The sequence below is a fragment of the Streptomyces sp. LZ34 genome (genome assembly GCF_053890475.1).
In genome coordinates this window covers 11,504,545-11,519,356 of record NZ_CM132680.1, presented here as the reverse complement: position 1 = coordinate 11,519,356, position 14,812 = coordinate 11,504,545, and the positions used below count along the sequence as shown (strand labels likewise).

The 14,812-nt window shown below is 71.8% G+C and carries 14 protein-coding genes, 1 pseudogene and 1 riboswitch; of the genes and pseudogenes, 6 read left to right on the top strand and 9 right to left on the bottom strand.

What is annotated here, in order from left to right:
• The 3 genes from ACWY4P_RS49830 to ACWY4P_RS49820 form a co-directional block, all read right to left on the bottom strand.
• Positions 1 to 1,821, bottom strand: coding sequence for an HEXXH motif domain-containing protein (locus ACWY4P_RS49830; RefSeq protein ID WP_456207417.1), 1,821 nt, complete (start codon positions 1,819 to 1,821; stop codon positions 1 to 3).
• 129 nt (positions 1,822 to 1,950) lie between these two features.
• A complete protein-coding gene (locus ACWY4P_RS49825; RefSeq protein WP_456207416.1) occupies positions 1,951 to 2,121 on the bottom strand; it encodes a hypothetical protein in 171 nt (56 codons plus the stop codon).
• Positions 2,122 to 2,355: 234 nt separating this feature from the next.
• Positions 2,356 to 3,069 carry a DUF4232 domain-containing protein gene (locus ACWY4P_RS49820; protein WP_456207415.1) on the bottom strand — a complete coding sequence of 238 codons (714 nt, stop codon included), beginning with the start codon at positions 3,067 to 3,069 and terminating at the stop codon, positions 2,356 to 2,358.
• Between the two features lie 354 nt (positions 3,070 to 3,423).
• Positions 3,424 to 3,605: riboswitch (cyclic di-AMP (ydaO/yuaA leader) on the top strand.
• Between the two features lie 5 nt (positions 3,606 to 3,610).
• Between ACWY4P_RS49820 and ACWY4P_RS49815 the strand changes: the two genes are divergently transcribed.
• Positions 3,611 to 4,900, top strand: coding sequence for a transglycosylase family protein (locus ACWY4P_RS49815; RefSeq protein ID WP_456207414.1), 1,290 nt, complete (start codon positions 3,611 to 3,613; stop codon positions 4,898 to 4,900).
• Positions 4,901 to 4,954: 54 nt separating this feature from the next.
• On the opposite strand, the gene ACWY4P_RS49810 is transcribed toward ACWY4P_RS49815, so the two are convergent.
• Both ACWY4P_RS49810 and ACWY4P_RS49805 read right to left on the bottom strand, forming a co-directional pair.
• On the bottom strand, positions 4,955 to 5,224 hold the full coding sequence (locus ACWY4P_RS49810; RefSeq protein WP_456207413.1) for a dsRBD fold-containing protein: 270 nt from the start codon (positions 5,222 to 5,224) through the stop codon (positions 4,955 to 4,957).
• Between the two features lie 41 nt (positions 5,225 to 5,265).
• Positions 5,266 to 5,907, bottom strand: a pseudogene (locus ACWY4P_RS49805) (phosphoribosyltransferase); the annotation flags it as partial.
• Between the two features lie 161 nt (positions 5,908 to 6,068).
• Between ACWY4P_RS49805 and ACWY4P_RS49800 the strand changes: the two are divergent.
• Both ACWY4P_RS49800 and ACWY4P_RS49795 read left to right on the top strand, forming a co-directional pair.
• Complete coding sequence (locus ACWY4P_RS49800; RefSeq protein ID WP_456207412.1) at positions 6,069 to 6,308, top strand: hypothetical protein; 240 nt, start codon at positions 6,069 to 6,071, stop codon at positions 6,306 to 6,308.
• A complete protein-coding gene (locus ACWY4P_RS49795) occupies positions 6,305 to 7,063 on the top strand; it encodes a DUF72 domain-containing protein (RefSeq protein ID WP_456207411.1) in 759 nt (252 codons plus the stop codon). Before ACWY4P_RS49800 ends, ACWY4P_RS49795 begins: the two co-directional genes overlap by 4 nt.
• Positions 7,064 to 7,093: 30 nt before the next feature.
• Here the strand turns inward: ACWY4P_RS49795 and ACWY4P_RS49790 are convergent, their stop codons facing one another.
• From ACWY4P_RS49790 to ACWY4P_RS49775, 4 genes are read right to left on the bottom strand one after another with little or no spacing between them, the layout of a single operon-like run.
• The gene (locus ACWY4P_RS49790; RefSeq protein WP_456207410.1) at positions 7,094 to 7,918 is read right to left on the bottom strand and encodes a carbohydrate ABC transporter permease; all 825 of its coding nucleotides are present in this window, start codon (positions 7,916 to 7,918) and stop codon (positions 7,094 to 7,096) included.
• Positions 7,915 to 8,832 (bottom strand): carbohydrate ABC transporter permease, encoded by a 918-nt coding sequence (locus ACWY4P_RS49785; protein WP_456207409.1) that lies wholly within the window; start codon positions 8,830 to 8,832, stop codon positions 7,915 to 7,917. Before ACWY4P_RS49785 ends, ACWY4P_RS49790 begins: the two co-directional genes overlap by 4 nt.
• Positions 8,829 to 10,259, bottom strand: coding sequence for an extracellular solute-binding protein (locus tag ACWY4P_RS49780; RefSeq protein WP_456207408.1), 1,431 nt, complete (start codon positions 10,257 to 10,259; stop codon positions 8,829 to 8,831). The genes ACWY4P_RS49785 and ACWY4P_RS49780 overlap by 4 nt, the downstream gene beginning before the upstream one ends.
• 41 nt (positions 10,260 to 10,300) lie before the next feature.
• A complete protein-coding gene (locus tag ACWY4P_RS49775; RefSeq protein WP_456207407.1) occupies positions 10,301 to 11,398 on the bottom strand; it encodes a carbohydrate kinase family protein in 1,098 nt (365 codons plus the stop codon).
• A gap of 157 nt (positions 11,399 to 11,555) precedes the next feature.
• Between ACWY4P_RS49775 and ACWY4P_RS49770 the strand changes: the two genes are divergently transcribed.
• The 3 genes from ACWY4P_RS49770 (at position 11,556) to ACWY4P_RS49760 (ending at position 14,747) form a co-directional block, all read left to right on the top strand.
• Positions 11,556 to 12,317 carry a DeoR/GlpR family DNA-binding transcription regulator gene (locus tag ACWY4P_RS49770; protein ID WP_456207406.1) on the top strand — a complete coding sequence of 254 codons (762 nt, stop codon included), beginning with the start codon at positions 11,556 to 11,558 and terminating at the stop codon, positions 12,315 to 12,317.
• Positions 12,314 to 13,711 (top strand): 6-phospho-beta-glucosidase, encoded by a 1,398-nt coding sequence (locus tag ACWY4P_RS49765; RefSeq protein WP_456207405.1) that lies wholly within the window; start codon positions 12,314 to 12,316, stop codon positions 13,709 to 13,711. Before ACWY4P_RS49770 ends, ACWY4P_RS49765 begins: the two co-directional genes overlap by 4 nt.
• Before the next feature lie 274 nt (positions 13,712 to 13,985).
• Positions 13,986 to 14,747: a DeoR/GlpR family DNA-binding transcription regulator gene (locus tag ACWY4P_RS49760; protein WP_456207404.1), complete on the top strand. Its 762-nt coding sequence runs from the start codon at positions 13,986 to 13,988 to the stop codon at positions 14,745 to 14,747.
• Positions 14,748 to 14,812: the final 65 nt, after the last annotated feature.

The following is a 14,812-nucleotide window of genomic DNA, read 5'->3' as shown; positions in this document are numbered from 1 at the left end:
TCAGCGGCGGGTCCCGATCCAACGGGCGAGAGCCACCGGATCGGGGCCGGCGCCGGCCGGGTCGCGCAGCGCCCGGTGCACCGCGAGCACGACTTCCGGGCAGTCCAGCAGCGCCTCCTTGGCCGGGCCCGAGGGCAGTGTCAGGGCGAGCCCCGACCACGCGGGGAGGTCGTCGGGGCGCTCGGCGACACGGTCGCGGTAGCCGCGCAGTGCGGCCGCCGTGTCCCCGGCGGCCCAGTCGAGGTCAGCCCTCAGCGGGGCATCCGTACCGTCGAACGGGTGCCCCTCCGGCTTCTCCCGGAGCAGAGCAAAGCCGGCCGGGTCGCGCAGGCGCAGCCGGACCAGGGCAGGGCGCGCCGCCACCGCCGTCCGGGACGTGCGCAGCGCGGTCGCGGGAAGGGCATCCGGGGCGGGGCGGCCCAGCCGCCAGGCCCGCGCCCACTGCCCGAGCCGGCCGGGGTCCACAGACAGATGATGCAGACGGTAGAGCAACTGGTGATCGAGGTTGAGGTCCTCAGCAGCGCGCAGCGGAACCTCCGGCACGGGCTCCGTGAGCCACACGGCCAGTCGGTCCTCGACCCCCCGCAGAAATCGATCGCCCAACGCGGTGAGCTCCGCGTGCGCCCATAGCGTCCGCAGCCCGTGGGAGGTCTGCGCGCGCCGCAGCGCGAACTCGAACTCCGCAACGGCCCGCGTGGTCTCGTCCGCTGCGCCATGCCTGTGGGCCTGCCAGAACGCCGTGACGCCCAAGAAGGCGTACACGCCGTGCAGCAGGCCCCGCAGCGGGCGGGGATCCACGCGCCAGGGCGCGTAGTGAATCTCCTCCATGCCGCCGTGCATCAAGGGCACCAGGTCCAGCAGGGCGCTGAGTTTGATGTGCTGGGCTTCGTGGATCAGCGATGCGGCGAGCGTGGCCGAATCGGTCGGAGGGTTGAGCAGCACACAGCCGTAGGCCTCGGGTGACGATGCGCTGAAAGGTTCCGTCCGCGCGGGGTACCGCACGGGGACGACGGAGATCAGACAGTCGGCGACCCCCGCTGGATCCAGATTGCTCTGCCGAGCGACGAGCGCCCAGGCGCCGTCGAAGTGTTCCTGCCACCCCCGCGCCTCCGGTTCACTCAACCGCGTCGGAGCGGTGGGGCGCAGAAAGTCCCGGTAGGGGTCGAGGTCATCCAGGTAGGGCGAGCAGGGGTGGGCGGGGTGGCGGCCGCGCACCCGTCTCAGGGCGTGCCAGCCCTCGGCATCCTGGGCGAGGTCGGAGGGCAGCGGCCTCCTGTGCGCGGCGACCCACAGGGCTCGGCCGCCCGCGCCGTCGGCGGCGATCTCCGCGACGGGGGACTCGCAGCCCGCCAGGTCGACGAAGCCCAGTGCCGGCAGCATCACCCCGCCGTCGCGGACTCCGACCGCGATCCGGAAGTCGATCCCCGCGAGGAGGGCCGCCGAAGCGGCCACGGTGTGCAGATAGCCGGTCTCCAGCCACAGCGGGACCGCTGCGGTCTCTTGCTCTCCTTCCCCCGCGATGCCCCGCAGCCTGCGCAGACAGCGGCTGAGCCAGGCACCGACCGATGGGTGCAGCAGCAGGTGTTCCACGCTCGCTGGGCTGCGCCGCTCGGCCTCTATCAGCAGCTCCCACGCCTCACGTGGTGCGGGCAGCGGCCCCGGCACCTGGGGATGGGAGGAGGCGAAATCGGTCAACGCGCGTAGCAGGAGCATGAGGCGGCTGCGCTGGCCCGCCCGTAACTCGGCGATCGCCGCCGCTCCCCCACCGCCATGCGCCAACTCGTCAAAGCACGCTGCGGACAGCCGGTGGTGACGGCTCATCGGTGACACGGTGAGCGACTGCGTACGGCCCAGGGTCGGGAGCGGGCAAGGAGGGCCAGCTGAATAGTCCGCCGGCATGGCCGCCTTTCTTGGTGGGGTGAATGCTGCCGTGCCATCGCCGGGAATCCGTCAACAGCCCTGTTGGTTCGCGGCGGCGGTCGCGAGTGTCGGCGGGGACTGTACGAGTTCGAGCAACCGCCGGGTCGCGAGGGTGTACTCCTGACCGTCGCCCAGTTCTTCAAGCGTCGTACCCGAGAGGTCCACCAACTCCGTCTCGACCCCGGTCGCCGCTCGCTCCATGACATCGTCCCCTCTAGACGCTCCGCGCCGGCTCAGGCGAGGCCTCTTCACATGGTGGCCCACCCGATAATGATTGCGGAAGAGCGAAAGGGGCCAGTGGGTGTCGGACCCATCAAGATTTTCGGACACCCAGGGGCGTCATGTGGCCGCGCTTCCCGGCCAATTCATTTCCGGCACGTCCGGCCGGGCGCGGGGCGGGGACAGCGGTTCCGCGCCCGGCCGTGGCGCTCCGGGTCAGGGTTGGGAACCCGGCTCGAGGGCGGTGACTTCGAATACTTCCCCGCAGACCTGGAAGGAGCGCGCCGACGTCTTCATGGAGCGGTAGGAGTCCGGCGGGTAGGCGCGAATTTCGGACGCGGTCCGCCAACAGGGCTTGTCGGAGAGGCCTTTGTTGAGGGTGTGCAGACTCGCGTAGGCGCTGTCGCCGGGTTTCAGGACGACCGTGGGACGCGCCGGTCCACGGCGGGTGGCGGGGTCGCCGATAGCCGCGCCGGGGGCGTCGAGCAGGGAAACGCCGGGAAAGCCCGTCAGCGTGCAACTGGTCTCGCCGGTATTGGTGAAGGCCAGGGGAACATAGACATTGCCCGCGCCGATATCCGCCCGGCCGGTGGACAGTTTCAGCTGGCCCTCGGAGCAGATGCGGCGCACGGCGGGCGGGGCGGCGGAGGCGCCCTCGGTGGCGACGGACGGCTTGGCCGCGGTCGGCGCCTTCGCGGGAGTCGAGGCCGGGGCGGCGTCGTGCCCGGCGGCACTCGGCTCAGCCGTGCCGGGCCGGGAGGAGCCCGTGGCCGAGTGGGGCGCGTCGGCGGAGCCGGGCGGCGCGGGCGCCCCCGAGTCCGTATCGGTGCCGCAGGCCGTGGCCGCGGCCAGCGCGCCGATGAGCAGTGCGCATACGGATAAGACCGGCGGCCGACGCCTCGCGGGCGTCCCGCCGTACCGCTGTGCCATGGGCAACCTCCTGTGGGTCGGGCATCCGGCGGCTCGTCAGCCGCCGCGCCGAGTGCCCCGACATTCCCCGTCCATTCCCCTTCGGCTCCTCTTCCCCCGATCGGCGCCCTTATGTCTCTGGCGGCATTAATCGCATAACAGGGGCAATTCGGCATTGCGGATTCCGCACCATAATCACCCCATCTGGAAAGCAGTGACGCGGATCACAGTTCATCGCTGACGTGATCGATTTCCGGACACAGGTCCGTCGAGACCTTGTCGTAACCAAAACGATGTGTTTACTGTGCCGCACCCGTCGCATTCCATGCACGGGTCTCTCCTCCGCCGGAGCGCCGAGTCCTGCCGTGGCGGAGGAGTGACACGACGACCTGTCACGGCAGGAGCGGGGGAACCAGGTAGGCGCCGTGCCGCGCGATGTCGGGCGGGACGGCTAGGGGTGAAGTCGCGCCACGGTGCCGGGGGCACCGGGAAAGGCGCGGCCGGGCAGCTCCCGCCCGAACCCGACAGCTCACCTCGCAGGCGTCAGGAGAGGATGAGCTCAATGGCTGCACGCGGACGTCACCGACGGCCCCGGCCCCGCCGCGTCTCCCGCGCCTCGCTCGCGTTCACCGCGGGCGGCGCCGGTGTCGCGCTGCCCCTCATAGGCGTCGGCCAGGCGAACGCCGCCTCCGTCGACACCTGGGACAAGGTGGCGGAGTGTGAGTCCACCGACAACTGGAGCATCAACACCGGGAACGGCTACTACGGCGGCCTGCAATTCTCCCAGTCCACCTGGGAGGCGTTCGGCGGGACGTCCTTCGCGCCGCGGGCCGACCTGGCCTCCAAGGACCAGCAGATAGCCATCGCCGAGAAGGTGCTCGACGCCCAGGGCCCCGGCGCCTGGCCGGTCTGCTCGGTCAAGGCGGGCCTGACCCGCGGCGGCCAGCCCGCGGACGTCTCCACCGGCAGCTCCGGCACCACACAGTCCACTCCCAAGGCGGCCCCGAAAGCCACGCCGAAGGCTGCTCCGGAAGCCGCTCCGAAGGCCACCACCAAGGCCGTCGACCAGAGCGCGGCCGCCTCCGGGCGCTCCGGCTCCTCGTACACCGTGGTCGGCGGCGACACACTGTCCCGGATAGCCGACGCGCAGGACATGGACGGCGTCGGCGGCTGGCAGCGGCTCTACGAGTCCAACCGCCAGGTCATCGGCGGCGACCCGGACCTGATCTACCCCGGCCAGAAGCTCACCCTCGACGGAAGCCGGTCCCCCGCCGGGCAGGCGCGCGAGAGCAAGCCCCGGACCGAGCAGACGGACCAGGCCAAGCAGCGCGCGGAACAGGCCCGGGCCAAGCAGCGCGCCGAGCAGGCGGCCAAGCAGCGGGTCGAGCAGGCGCAGAAGGCCCGCGAGCGCGCCAAGCAGTCCGGCTCGGCGGCGCAATCCTCGTCGTCCTTCACCACGCCGGTCTCCAGCCACTCCGTCGGCACCGCCTACGGCGTCTCCGGCAGCAACTGGTCCAGCGGCCACCACACCGGGGTCGACTTCCCCGTCGCCACCGGCACCCAGGTGCGCGCGGTGGGCTCGGCCGAGGTGGTCGCCGCGGGCTGGGGCGGGGCGTACGGCTACCAGGTCGTGCTGCGCCACCCCGACGGCATGTACAGCCAGTACGCGCACATGTCCGCGCTGTCCGTCCATGTCGGCCAGTCGGTGTCCGGCGGCCAGCAGATCGGCCGCTCCGGGGCGACCGGCAACGTGACCGGACCGCATGTGCACTTCGAGATGCGCACCGGGCCCGACTACGGCTCGGACGTCAACCCGCTCGCCTATCTCCGGTCCAAGGGCGTCCAGATCTGAGAGGTGTGTCGTGAAGGGTGCTCTGCCGCGGCCCGGTGCCGCGGCAGACCCGCCCTACATCACCAGATGTGCCTTCGCGTGCGTGACCTCCTCGATGTCACCGCCCGCCTTCGAGATCAGCCGGTGAGCGAGGTTGTTCAGCGCGCGCGCCGCCGCGACCTCCTCGCCGACCCGCGGCTGAGCCGGGTCGTCGGGGTTCCGGTTCGCCCGGCCCTGAGCCAGCATCTCGGTCCCGTCGTGCATCCTCAGCCGGACGACCGCCTCGGTCAGGGGTCCGAGCTCACGGAACTCCATTTCGATGTCGCATCCCACGATCGTCTCCATCGCAGTCATCACCTCCTGCTTCATCTACCAGGATGCGCCTCACCCGGCATCCCGGTCGACCGGGAGAGCAGCTCGACGACCTCGGCGTCGCTGGTCTGGGAGAAGTCCTCGTACCACTCGCCGACCGCCGAGAACTCCGCGGGCGTGGACAGGCACACCACGTCGTCCGCGTCCTGCCGCAGCGACTCGGCCGCATCCGGCGGCGCGACCGGGACCGCCAGCACCACCCGGGCCGCGCCCTGGGCCCGGGCGACCCGGCAGGCGGCCCGGGCGGTGGCGCCGGTGGCGATCCCGTCGTCCACGACGATCACCGTTCGGCCGCTGACCGCGACCCGCGGCCGGCCGCGCCGGAACCGCCGCGCCTGCCGTGCCAGCTCCTCCTCCTCGGCCCGCTCAACCTCCTCGAGCTCCTCCTTGCCCGCCCGGCTCATCCGTACGATCGCGTCGTGCACCACGCGTACCCCGCCCTCGCCGATGGCGCCGAAGCCCAGCTCGCGGTGGAAGGGGACGCCGAGCTTACGCACGATGATCACGTCCAGCGGCGCCTTCAGCTCCCGCGCGGCCTCGAAGGCCACCGGCACCCCGCCCCGCGGCAGCCCGAGCACCACCGGATCCTCGCTGCTCAGGGGGCGCAGCCGGGCGGCCAGACGCCGCCCGGCGTCCGCACGGTCGACGAAGATCATGACTCACCCCCTAGCACAGGGAGATCCGGAGCCGACCCGGAGCCGAGAGACCCGGCCCGCCCTTACGACTCCATCCGAAGATTCCCCCGTCCGCAACCGGCGGGGACCCGGTCGGCCGCGTCGGCGCGCGGAAGCGGGCCGGAGCGGCCCACCCTGGAACCATGGAGAACGCCACGGATCCGAGCGAGTCCGGCCATCTCGTCTTCGTGGACGCGTACGACGCGGACAGCAGATACCGGCGGGTGTGGCTGCGGGGCCTGGGCTGGGAGCCGCTGGAGCGGGAGGAGTTCGAGCCGCGTGTGCGACGGCTGTTCCCGGACATCGACCTGGGCGACCCCGGGCAGGTCCACTGGGTCGACCGGCCGGGCCAGTGGCCGCCGTGGCATCCGGGCGAAGCATGACCGTCCTCGTCGGCACCTCGGGGTGGCAGTACAAGGACTGGCGCGAGGTCCTGTATCCGTCCGACTGCCCACAGCGGCTGTGGCTGGAGGAGTACGCCCGGGGCTTCGCCACCGTCGAGTCCAACAACGCCTTCTACCGGCTGCCCACCCGCGAGCAGTTCGCCACCTGGCGGGAGCGCACCCCCGACGGGTTTGTGATGGCCCTCAAGGCCAGCCGCTACCTCACCCACATCAAGCGGCTCCGCGACCCCGAGGAGCCGGTCGCGCGGCTGATGTCGCACGCCGAGGGCCTCGGGGACCGGCTGGGCCCGGTGCTGCTACAGCTGCCGCCCACCCTGCGGGCCGACAGCGAGCTGCTGGACACCGCTCTGGGCTGCTTCCCCTCCGGGACGCGGGTGGCCGTCGAGCCCCGCCATGACTCGTGGTGGACCGACGGGGTCCGGGAGGTGCTGGAGCGCCGCGGCGCGGCGCTGTGCTGGGCGGACGCCGCCTCCCGGCCGGTGACCCCGCTGTGGCGTACGGCCGGATGGGGCTATCTGCGCTTCCATCACGGGCTGGCCCGGCCGGCGCCGCGCTACAGCCCCCAGTCGCTGACCGCCTGGGCGCGCCGGGTGGCCGACGCCTGGCCCGAGCGCGCCGACGTCTACGCGTACTTCAACAACGACCCGGGCGGAGCGGCCGTCCACGACGCCGTGGTCTTCGCCCGGGCCGTGGAGCGGCGCGGCCACGAGGTCAGCCGCACCCCCGCCCTGTGACCGGCCCCGCTCGCCTGGTGGGCCTCACGCTCACTCCTTGACCGCGCCGCCGAGCATGCCCTCGATGAACCGGCGCTGGAGGGCCACATAGACGACCACGACCGGCAGCGCGATGAGCACCGAGGCCGCCGCGAGCAGCGCCGCGTCGGAGCTGTGCTGCCCCTGGAAGAAGGCCAGGCCCAGCGGGACCGTGCGGTGGGCCTCGTCGCTGACCATGACCAGCGCCATCAGGAATTCGTTCCAGGTCCACATGAAGGTGATGACCACCATGGTGGAGATGGCCGGGCGGCCCATGGGGACCAGGACCCGCCACAGCGTGGTCCAGGTGTTCGCGCCGTCGAGCCGGGCCGCCTCGATCACCGACCGCGCGCTGCCCCGGAAGTACGTCCGCATCCAGAAGACGCCGAACGCGAGGGACTGCGCGGTCTGCGGCAGGATCAGCGCCCAGTAGGTGTCGGTGAGCTCGGCGTACCGCAGATCGAAATAGAGCGGCACGACCAGCGCCTCCTGGGGCAGCGTCAGGCCGATCACGAAGAGGTAGAACAGCACCGTGGAGCCGGGGAAGCGCATCACCCCGAAGGCGTACGCGGCGAGCACGGCCAGCACGGTGGTGGCCGCCACCACGGCCGCCGTCACCAGGACCGAGTTGCCGAGGTAGGTGCCGAAGTGGCCGCGGTTCCAGGCGTCGGCGAAGTTGCTCCAGTGGAGTCCGCCCTCGGGCAGCGAGAAACCGGTGTCCAGAGAGTCCTGTGAGCCGAAGGCGGTGGAGAGGATGCCGATGACCGGAGTGAGCGCGATGACCGAGAAGAGGGCGAGGATGCCGTAGGTGACGTTGCGTTCAAGGCGCGTGGTCATGACCGCCGCCCTTCCACGAGCCGGGAGACCGTGACGGTCAGGACGAAGATCAGGACCGTGAGAGCCACCCCCACGGCGGCCGCCGAGCCGACCTGGTTGGTCTCGAACGCCCGGTGGTAGACCTCGTAGGCAGGCACGGAGGTGGAGTTGCCGGGGCCGCCGCTGGTGGTGATGTAGATGAGGTCGAAGTTGCGCAGCCCCGCCACGATCGTCAGGGTCAGCGCGACCGCGATCTGCGGCCGCAGCCCGGGCAGGGTGACGGAGAGGAACTCCCGCATCGGCCCGGCGCCGTCCATCCGGGCCGCCTCGTACAGCTCGCGCGGGATGCGCTGGGCGCCCGCCAGGAAGAGGACCATGCACAGCCCGGTGCCGACCCAGGTACCGACGACGCCGACGGCGGGCAGGGCCCAGTCGTAGTCGCCGAGCCAGGGGCGCGCGAGCGAGTCGAGGCCGACCGCGCGGAGCGTGTCGTTGAGCAGCCCGTCCGGGGCGAGGATCGAGCGCCAGGCGACGCCGACCACGATCAGCGCGAGGACCTGGGGCAGGAAGAGGACCGTACGGAAGAAGGTCATGCCGCGGACCCGGGCGCGGGACATCAGGGCGGCCAGCAGCAGTCCGATGGCCACCGGCAGGGCCGAGTAGAAGACGAGCAGCAGCAGGGCGTGTGCGAAGGGGGCGCGCAGCGCGGGGTCGGTGAACAGGTCGCGGTAGTTGTCGAAGCCCGCGGGGGTGGCGACGGTCAGGCCGTCCCAGTGCACGAACGACAGCCAGACCGACTGGCCGAAGGGGTAGAGCAGAAAGGCGGCGTACAGGACGAGGGCGGGCAGGATGTAGAGGTAGCCGATGGCGCGGGGCTCGCCCGGGGCCCGCCGCCGGTATGCGGCGGTGCCGAGGGGGCTGAGGGGGTTCTTCATTTCGGCTCCGCCGGGGCGGGCGTGGCCGCGTGGCGCTCACGCTGTTTCTTCATGAAGGCGCCGTAGTCCTTCTGAAGGGTCGCGGCGAATTTCTCGGGCGAGGTCTTGCCGCTGATGACGCCCTGGAGCGCGGCGGTGATGGTGTCGAAGAAGGTGGGGGTGGCGTAGTCGAGGTACGGGACCAGCCCGTCGGCCGCGCTCAGCCGCTTCCACCCGGCGATCATCTGGCCGTCCACGGTGTCCGGGTTCACCCGCTCGGCGGCCGCTCCGGGCACCGCGGGGAGCACGCCGTGGGCGGTCATCACGTCGGCCGCGTGCTTGTTGGTGATGAAGTCGAGGTAGGCGGCGGCGACTTCGGGGTGCTTGGAGCGGGAGGTGATCGACCAGGCGAGCCCTTGGCCGCCGGTGGTGACGGGGGCGCCGCCGGCCGAGGCCGGGGGCGGCGTCATCATGCCGAGCTTGTCGCCCATGGCCTTCTTCAGGTCGGCGAGCAGCCAGGTGCCGGTCAGCAGATAGCCGCCGTCGCCGGAGGAGAACTTCTTGGCGGCGTCGTCGTAGCCGAGCCCGTTGGCGCCTTTGGGGAGGTAGCCGCGCTTCGTCCAGTCGGCGAGGGTGGCCGCGGCGTCCTTGGTGGCGGCGGTGTCGAAGCCCGTGCCACGGCCGAGGACGGTGTCGCGGACCTCTTTGGCGGCGAGTTGGTCCTGGAGCACGCCGAAGGTGTGGATGGCCGGGTACTTGTCCAGGTTTCCGAACTGGATGGGCAGCTCGCCACGGTCCTTGAGGCGCGGGAGGCTCGCGGTGAACTCGCCCCAGGTCTTCGGCGGCTGGAGGCCCGCCTTCGCCAGCACGTCCTTGTTGTAGTAGAGGCCTACGAACTCACCGGTCTGGGATATGCCGTAGAGCCGGCCGGTGCCGAAGTCGGTGCCGTCGGCGGAGACCCGGTTGAGGTTGAGCAGGGTGTTCGGGTAGCGGGTGTTCCAGGCGTAGATCCCGGCGTAGTTGTCGAGCGGGGCGAGCAGCCCGGCCCGGACGAAGGACACCATGTCCGGGTAGCCCTGGTTGGCCTGGACCACATCGGGAGGGTTGTTGCCGGAGATCGCGAGCTTCAGCGTGGTCTTCAGATCGTTGAAGCTGCGCGCCACCCGCTTGATCTTCACATTGGGGTACTTCCGCTCGAACTCCTCGTTCAGCTGCTCCAGTTCCCCGTTGGTGCCGCCCCGGACCTCCTGGTCCCAGACCGTCAAAGTGACCTTCCCCGCCTTGGCCGGGTCCGGTACGGCAGTGGCGGGGCCGCTCCCCGGGCCGTAGGCCTGCGAGCCGTCGGTGCCCGGCACACAGGCCGTGGCCAGCAGCGCGATCCCGGCGGTGAGCAGGGCCGGCACAGCCCTCCGGCGTACGCGGCGCGAGCCGGTACAGGGGAATCTCATGAAGATCTCCTTGAGGCGTATCGGTGGGCCCGCGGGCATCGTCACGCGCCCCGGAAGCCGATGGTGGGCAGGGCCCGCAGGCGCGGCCACTGGCGCACCCCGGCCGGAATGAGCCCGTTCAGGAACCCGTAGCGGTGCGCCAGTTCGCCACCTGCCGCGCCGTCGTCGGCGGCCCGCTCCGTCAGCGCCCACCACGCGGCCACCTCCGCCCAGCCCGGGGCGGCCAGCGAGCCGCCGAAGTGCTGGACCGAGAGGGCGGCGGTGAGGTTGGCGAAGGCGAGCCGTTCGGCGAGCGGCCAGCCGGCGAGAGTGCCGGTCATGAAGCCCGCGACGAAGACGTCGCCGGCCCCGGTCGGGTCGAGCGCCGCCACGGGCAGCCCCGGCACCTCGGCGCTCTCCCCGGTGAGCGAGTCGATGGCCACGGCCCCTTCGGCGCCCTTGGTGACCACCGCGATGGGCACCAGGTCGGCCAGCGCCCGCACGGCCCGCTCGGGGGTGTCGGTGCGGGTGTAGCGCTGCGCCTCGGCCGCGTTGGGCAGAAAGGCGTGGGTGTACGGCAGATCGGGCAGCGCGGCCAGGTCCCAGCGGCCGGAGTCGTCCCAGCCCACATCGGCGAAGATCTGGCTGCCCTGGGCGTGCGCCCGGCGCACCCAGTCCTCCTGCCGCCCCGGCTCGAAGGCGGTGACGCAGGCGCGGGAGGGCGGCGGTGCGCTGGGGGTGGCGGGCGGCGGGGCCGGGTGTTCGTGGGTGACCATGGTGCGCTCGCCGTCGTACGCCATGGAGACGGTGACCGGCGAGTGCCAGCCCGGCAGCCGCCGGGAGTGGCTGAGGTCGACGCCCTCGCCGGTGGCCAGGGACTCCCAGCAGTAGTCGCCGTACACATCGGCGCCGAAGGCCGCGGCGAGGGTGGTGTGCAGGCCCAGGCGGGCGAGGGCGGTGGCCATGTTGGCGATGCCGCCGGGACTGGACCCCATGCCGCGCGCCCAGGTCTCGGTGCCGCGCACCGGGGCGTGGTCAAGGCCGGTGAAGACGATGTCGAGGAACACGGTGCCGGTGAGGTAGACGTCGTGCTCGGGGTCTCCGGGGGCGCGCAGGGCGGCCAGCGGGTCTATGGAATCTGCGGTTCCGGCAGTGCTCACCGGCGCGCCCTTCCTTTTCACTCGTGCTGTTCAGCGTGTCGTGCGACGTGCTGTTCAGGTGGGATCTGCGTGAGCGACACCTTGCATGGCCCGGGCAGCGATTGCAAGAGGTCGGTCAGACTCGCGCAAACCCGCTCACGTGGAGTACGTTGCCGCCATGTTGCGCGAGACCCGGCACGAGAAGCTGCTGAGCATCCTCGGTGAGGAGGGCGTGCTGCCCATCGGGGAGATCGCCAAGCGGCTCGGGGTCAGCGAGGCCACCGCCCGCCGGGACCTGACCGAGCTGGGCCGGGCCGGCCGGCTCACCCGGGTCTACGGCGGCGCGGTGGCCACCCCCCGCCCCGACGAGGAGCGGCCCTTCAGCGAGGTGGAGGTGGACGACCTGGCCGACAAGACGGCCGTCGCCCGCCGGGCCGCCCAGCTGATCGTCGACGGGGACGTGGTACTCCTGGACATCGGCACGACCACGCTCCAGCTCGCCAAGCTGCTGCGCGGCCGCCCCGTCACCGTCGTCACCAGCAATCTCGCCGTCTACGACGAGCTGCGCGACGACCCGGAGGTGACCTTGATCCTGCTGGGCGGGCAGGTGCGCAGCAACTACCGGTCCGTGGTCGGCTTCCTCACCGAGTCCAACATCCGCCAGCTGCACGTCGGCCGCCTCTTCCTCGGCGCCAGCGGTGTGCTGCCCGACGGGAGCGTGCTGGACAGCACGCATGTGGAGGTGCCCGTCAAGCGGGCGATGCTCGCCTCGTCCCGCGAGGTGGTGCTGCTCGTCTCCGCCGGGAAGTTCCCCGGCGACACCGGGCTCGCCCGGATCTGCGGGCCGCAGCAGATCAACACCCTGATCACCAACAAGACATCAGACCCGGCGACACTCGAGGTGTTCCGCGAGGCCGGTGTGGAGGTAGTGACCGTATGAGGCTGACCGTACTGGGCGGCGGCGGGTTCCGGATGCCGCTGGTGTACCGGGCGCTACTGAACGACAACTCCGACTACGCCGACAACCCCGGCAGAGCCGGCAGCGGGGACGACGCCGGGCGCTGTACCGAGCTGGTCCTGTTCGACACCGACCGCGGCCGGCTGGACGCGATCGGGGCCGTGCTGGCCGAGCAGGCCGCCGGCCGCCCCGGCGCACCCGCCGTACGGGCCACCACCGACCTCGACGACGCGCTGCGCGGCGCCGACTTCGTCTTCTCCGCCATCCGCGTCGGCGGCCTGGCCGGCCGGGCGCGCGACGAGCGCGTCCCGCTGGCCGAGGGCGTCCTCGGCCAGGAGACCGTGGGCGCCGGCGGGGTGCTCTACGGGCTGCGCACCCTGCCGGTGGCGCTGGAGATCGCCGAGCGGATCGCGACCGTGGCCCCCGACGCCTGGGTCATCAACTTCACCAACCCGGCCGGCATGGTCACCGAGGCGATGCAGCGGGTGCTCGGCGACCGGGTGATCGGCATCTGCGACTCCCCGGTGGGCCTGTGCCGCCGCGCCGCGCGGGCGCTGGGCGCCGACCCGGGGCGGGCCAGTTACGACTATGTGGGCCTCAACCACCTCGGCTGGCTGCGCGGGGTGATCGTGGACGGGCGGGACCGGCTGCCCGCGCTGCTGGACGACGCCGCGGCCCTGGAGTCCTTCGAGGAGGGCAAGCTCTTCGGGGCGCCGTGGCTACAGGCACTGGGCGCCCTGCCCAACGAGTATCTGCACTACTACTACTTCAACCGGGAGGCGGTGGCCTCCATCCGGCAGGCCCCGGCCACCCGCGGGGAGTTCCTCCGCGACCAGCAGGCGGGGTTCTACGCCGAGGCCGCGGCGGCGGGAACGGCTGAGGGGGCCGCCGGGGCCGGGGCGCTGGAGCTGTGGGAGCGGACCCGCATGGAGCGCGAGGCCACGTACATGGCCGAGAGCCGGGAGGCCACCGGCGGCTGGCAGCGCGACTCCTGCGACCTGGACGGCGGCGGCTACGACCGGATCGCGCTGGCCATCATGCGGGCCATCGCCCACGACGAGCGCGCCACGCTGATCCTCAACGTCCGCAACCGCACCGCGGTGCCCGGTCTGGACGCGGACGCCGTGGTGGAGGTTCCCTGCCTGGTCGACGCGGGCGGGGCCCGGCCGCTGGCGGCCGGGGCCGTGGCGCCGGACCAGCTCGGGCTGATGCTCTCGCTCAAAGCCGTGGAACGTGCCACGATCGCCTCGGCCACCTCCCACGGCCCGGCCGCCCGCGCCGCGGCCCTCCGCGCGCTCGCCCTGCACCCGCTCGTCGACTCCGTCAATGTGGCGAGCCGCATCCTCGACGCCTCGGGAGCACTCTCAGCCTCCTAGCACATGCCCGAACGGGCTTTCCCTAGTCTCTGAACACGCCCGCCCGGGCGCCGATCGTGCCCATTTTGCAGAAGCGGGCAGCGAACGGGCCCGCCAGGCGCGTATTCAGTCACCCCACCGCGTCACCGCCCCTCCCCGTACCCCAGCCGACCAGGCAAGACAACGGTCGTACAACGGGCGCAGGCGGGCACGATCCGTCCTGCGCCGCCACTGGCCACCCTGTTGCCCGTTTGTAAAACTGCCACGCAAGTCAACAGCAGGCAGGAGGTGCGGTGTGGACGCGGAGGAACGCCGTCGGGAGATCCTCGACGCGGCCCGGCGCGCGGGGTCCGTCGATGTCGGGAAGCTCGCCGCGGACCTCGGGGTCTCCAAGGAGACCGTACGGCGCGATTTGCGGGTGCTCGAGGACCACGGGTTGGTGCGGCGCACCCATGGCGGCGCGTACCCCGTGGAGAGCGCCGGCTTCGAGACCACCCTCGCCTTCCGTACCACCATGCACGTCCCGGAGAAGTCGCGGATCGCGGCGGCCGCCGCGGATCTGCTCGGCGACGCCGAGACGGTCTTCATCGACGAGGGCTTCACCCCGCAGCTGATCGCGGAGGCGCTGCCCCGGGACCGTCCGCTCACCGTGATCACCGCCTCGCTGTCGGCCGCGAGCGGCCTGGCCACCCGCGAGAACACCACCGTGCTGCTCCTGGGCGGCCGGGTCCGCGGCGGCACCATGGCCACCGTCGACCACTGGGCCACCCATATGCTCTCGGGCTTCGTCATCGACCTGGCGTTCATCGGCGCCAACGGCATCTCCCGGCAGTACGGGCTCACCACGCCCGATCCCGCGGTGAGCGAGGTCAAGGCGCGGGTGGTCAAGGTGTCCCGGCGGAAGGTGTTCTCCGGGGTGCACAACAAGTTCGGGGCCGTCAGCTTCTGCCGCTTCGCCGATGTGTCGGACTTCGAGGCGATCGTGACGGACACCGGGCTCCCGCTGACCGAGGCCAATCGCTACTCGCTGCTGGGCCCGCAGATCATCCGGGTCTGACGCCCCGTCCCCCGCTCTTCAGGCCTTCCCTGACTTCTCCCCACTTCTCCAACTGTTCCTTCGAT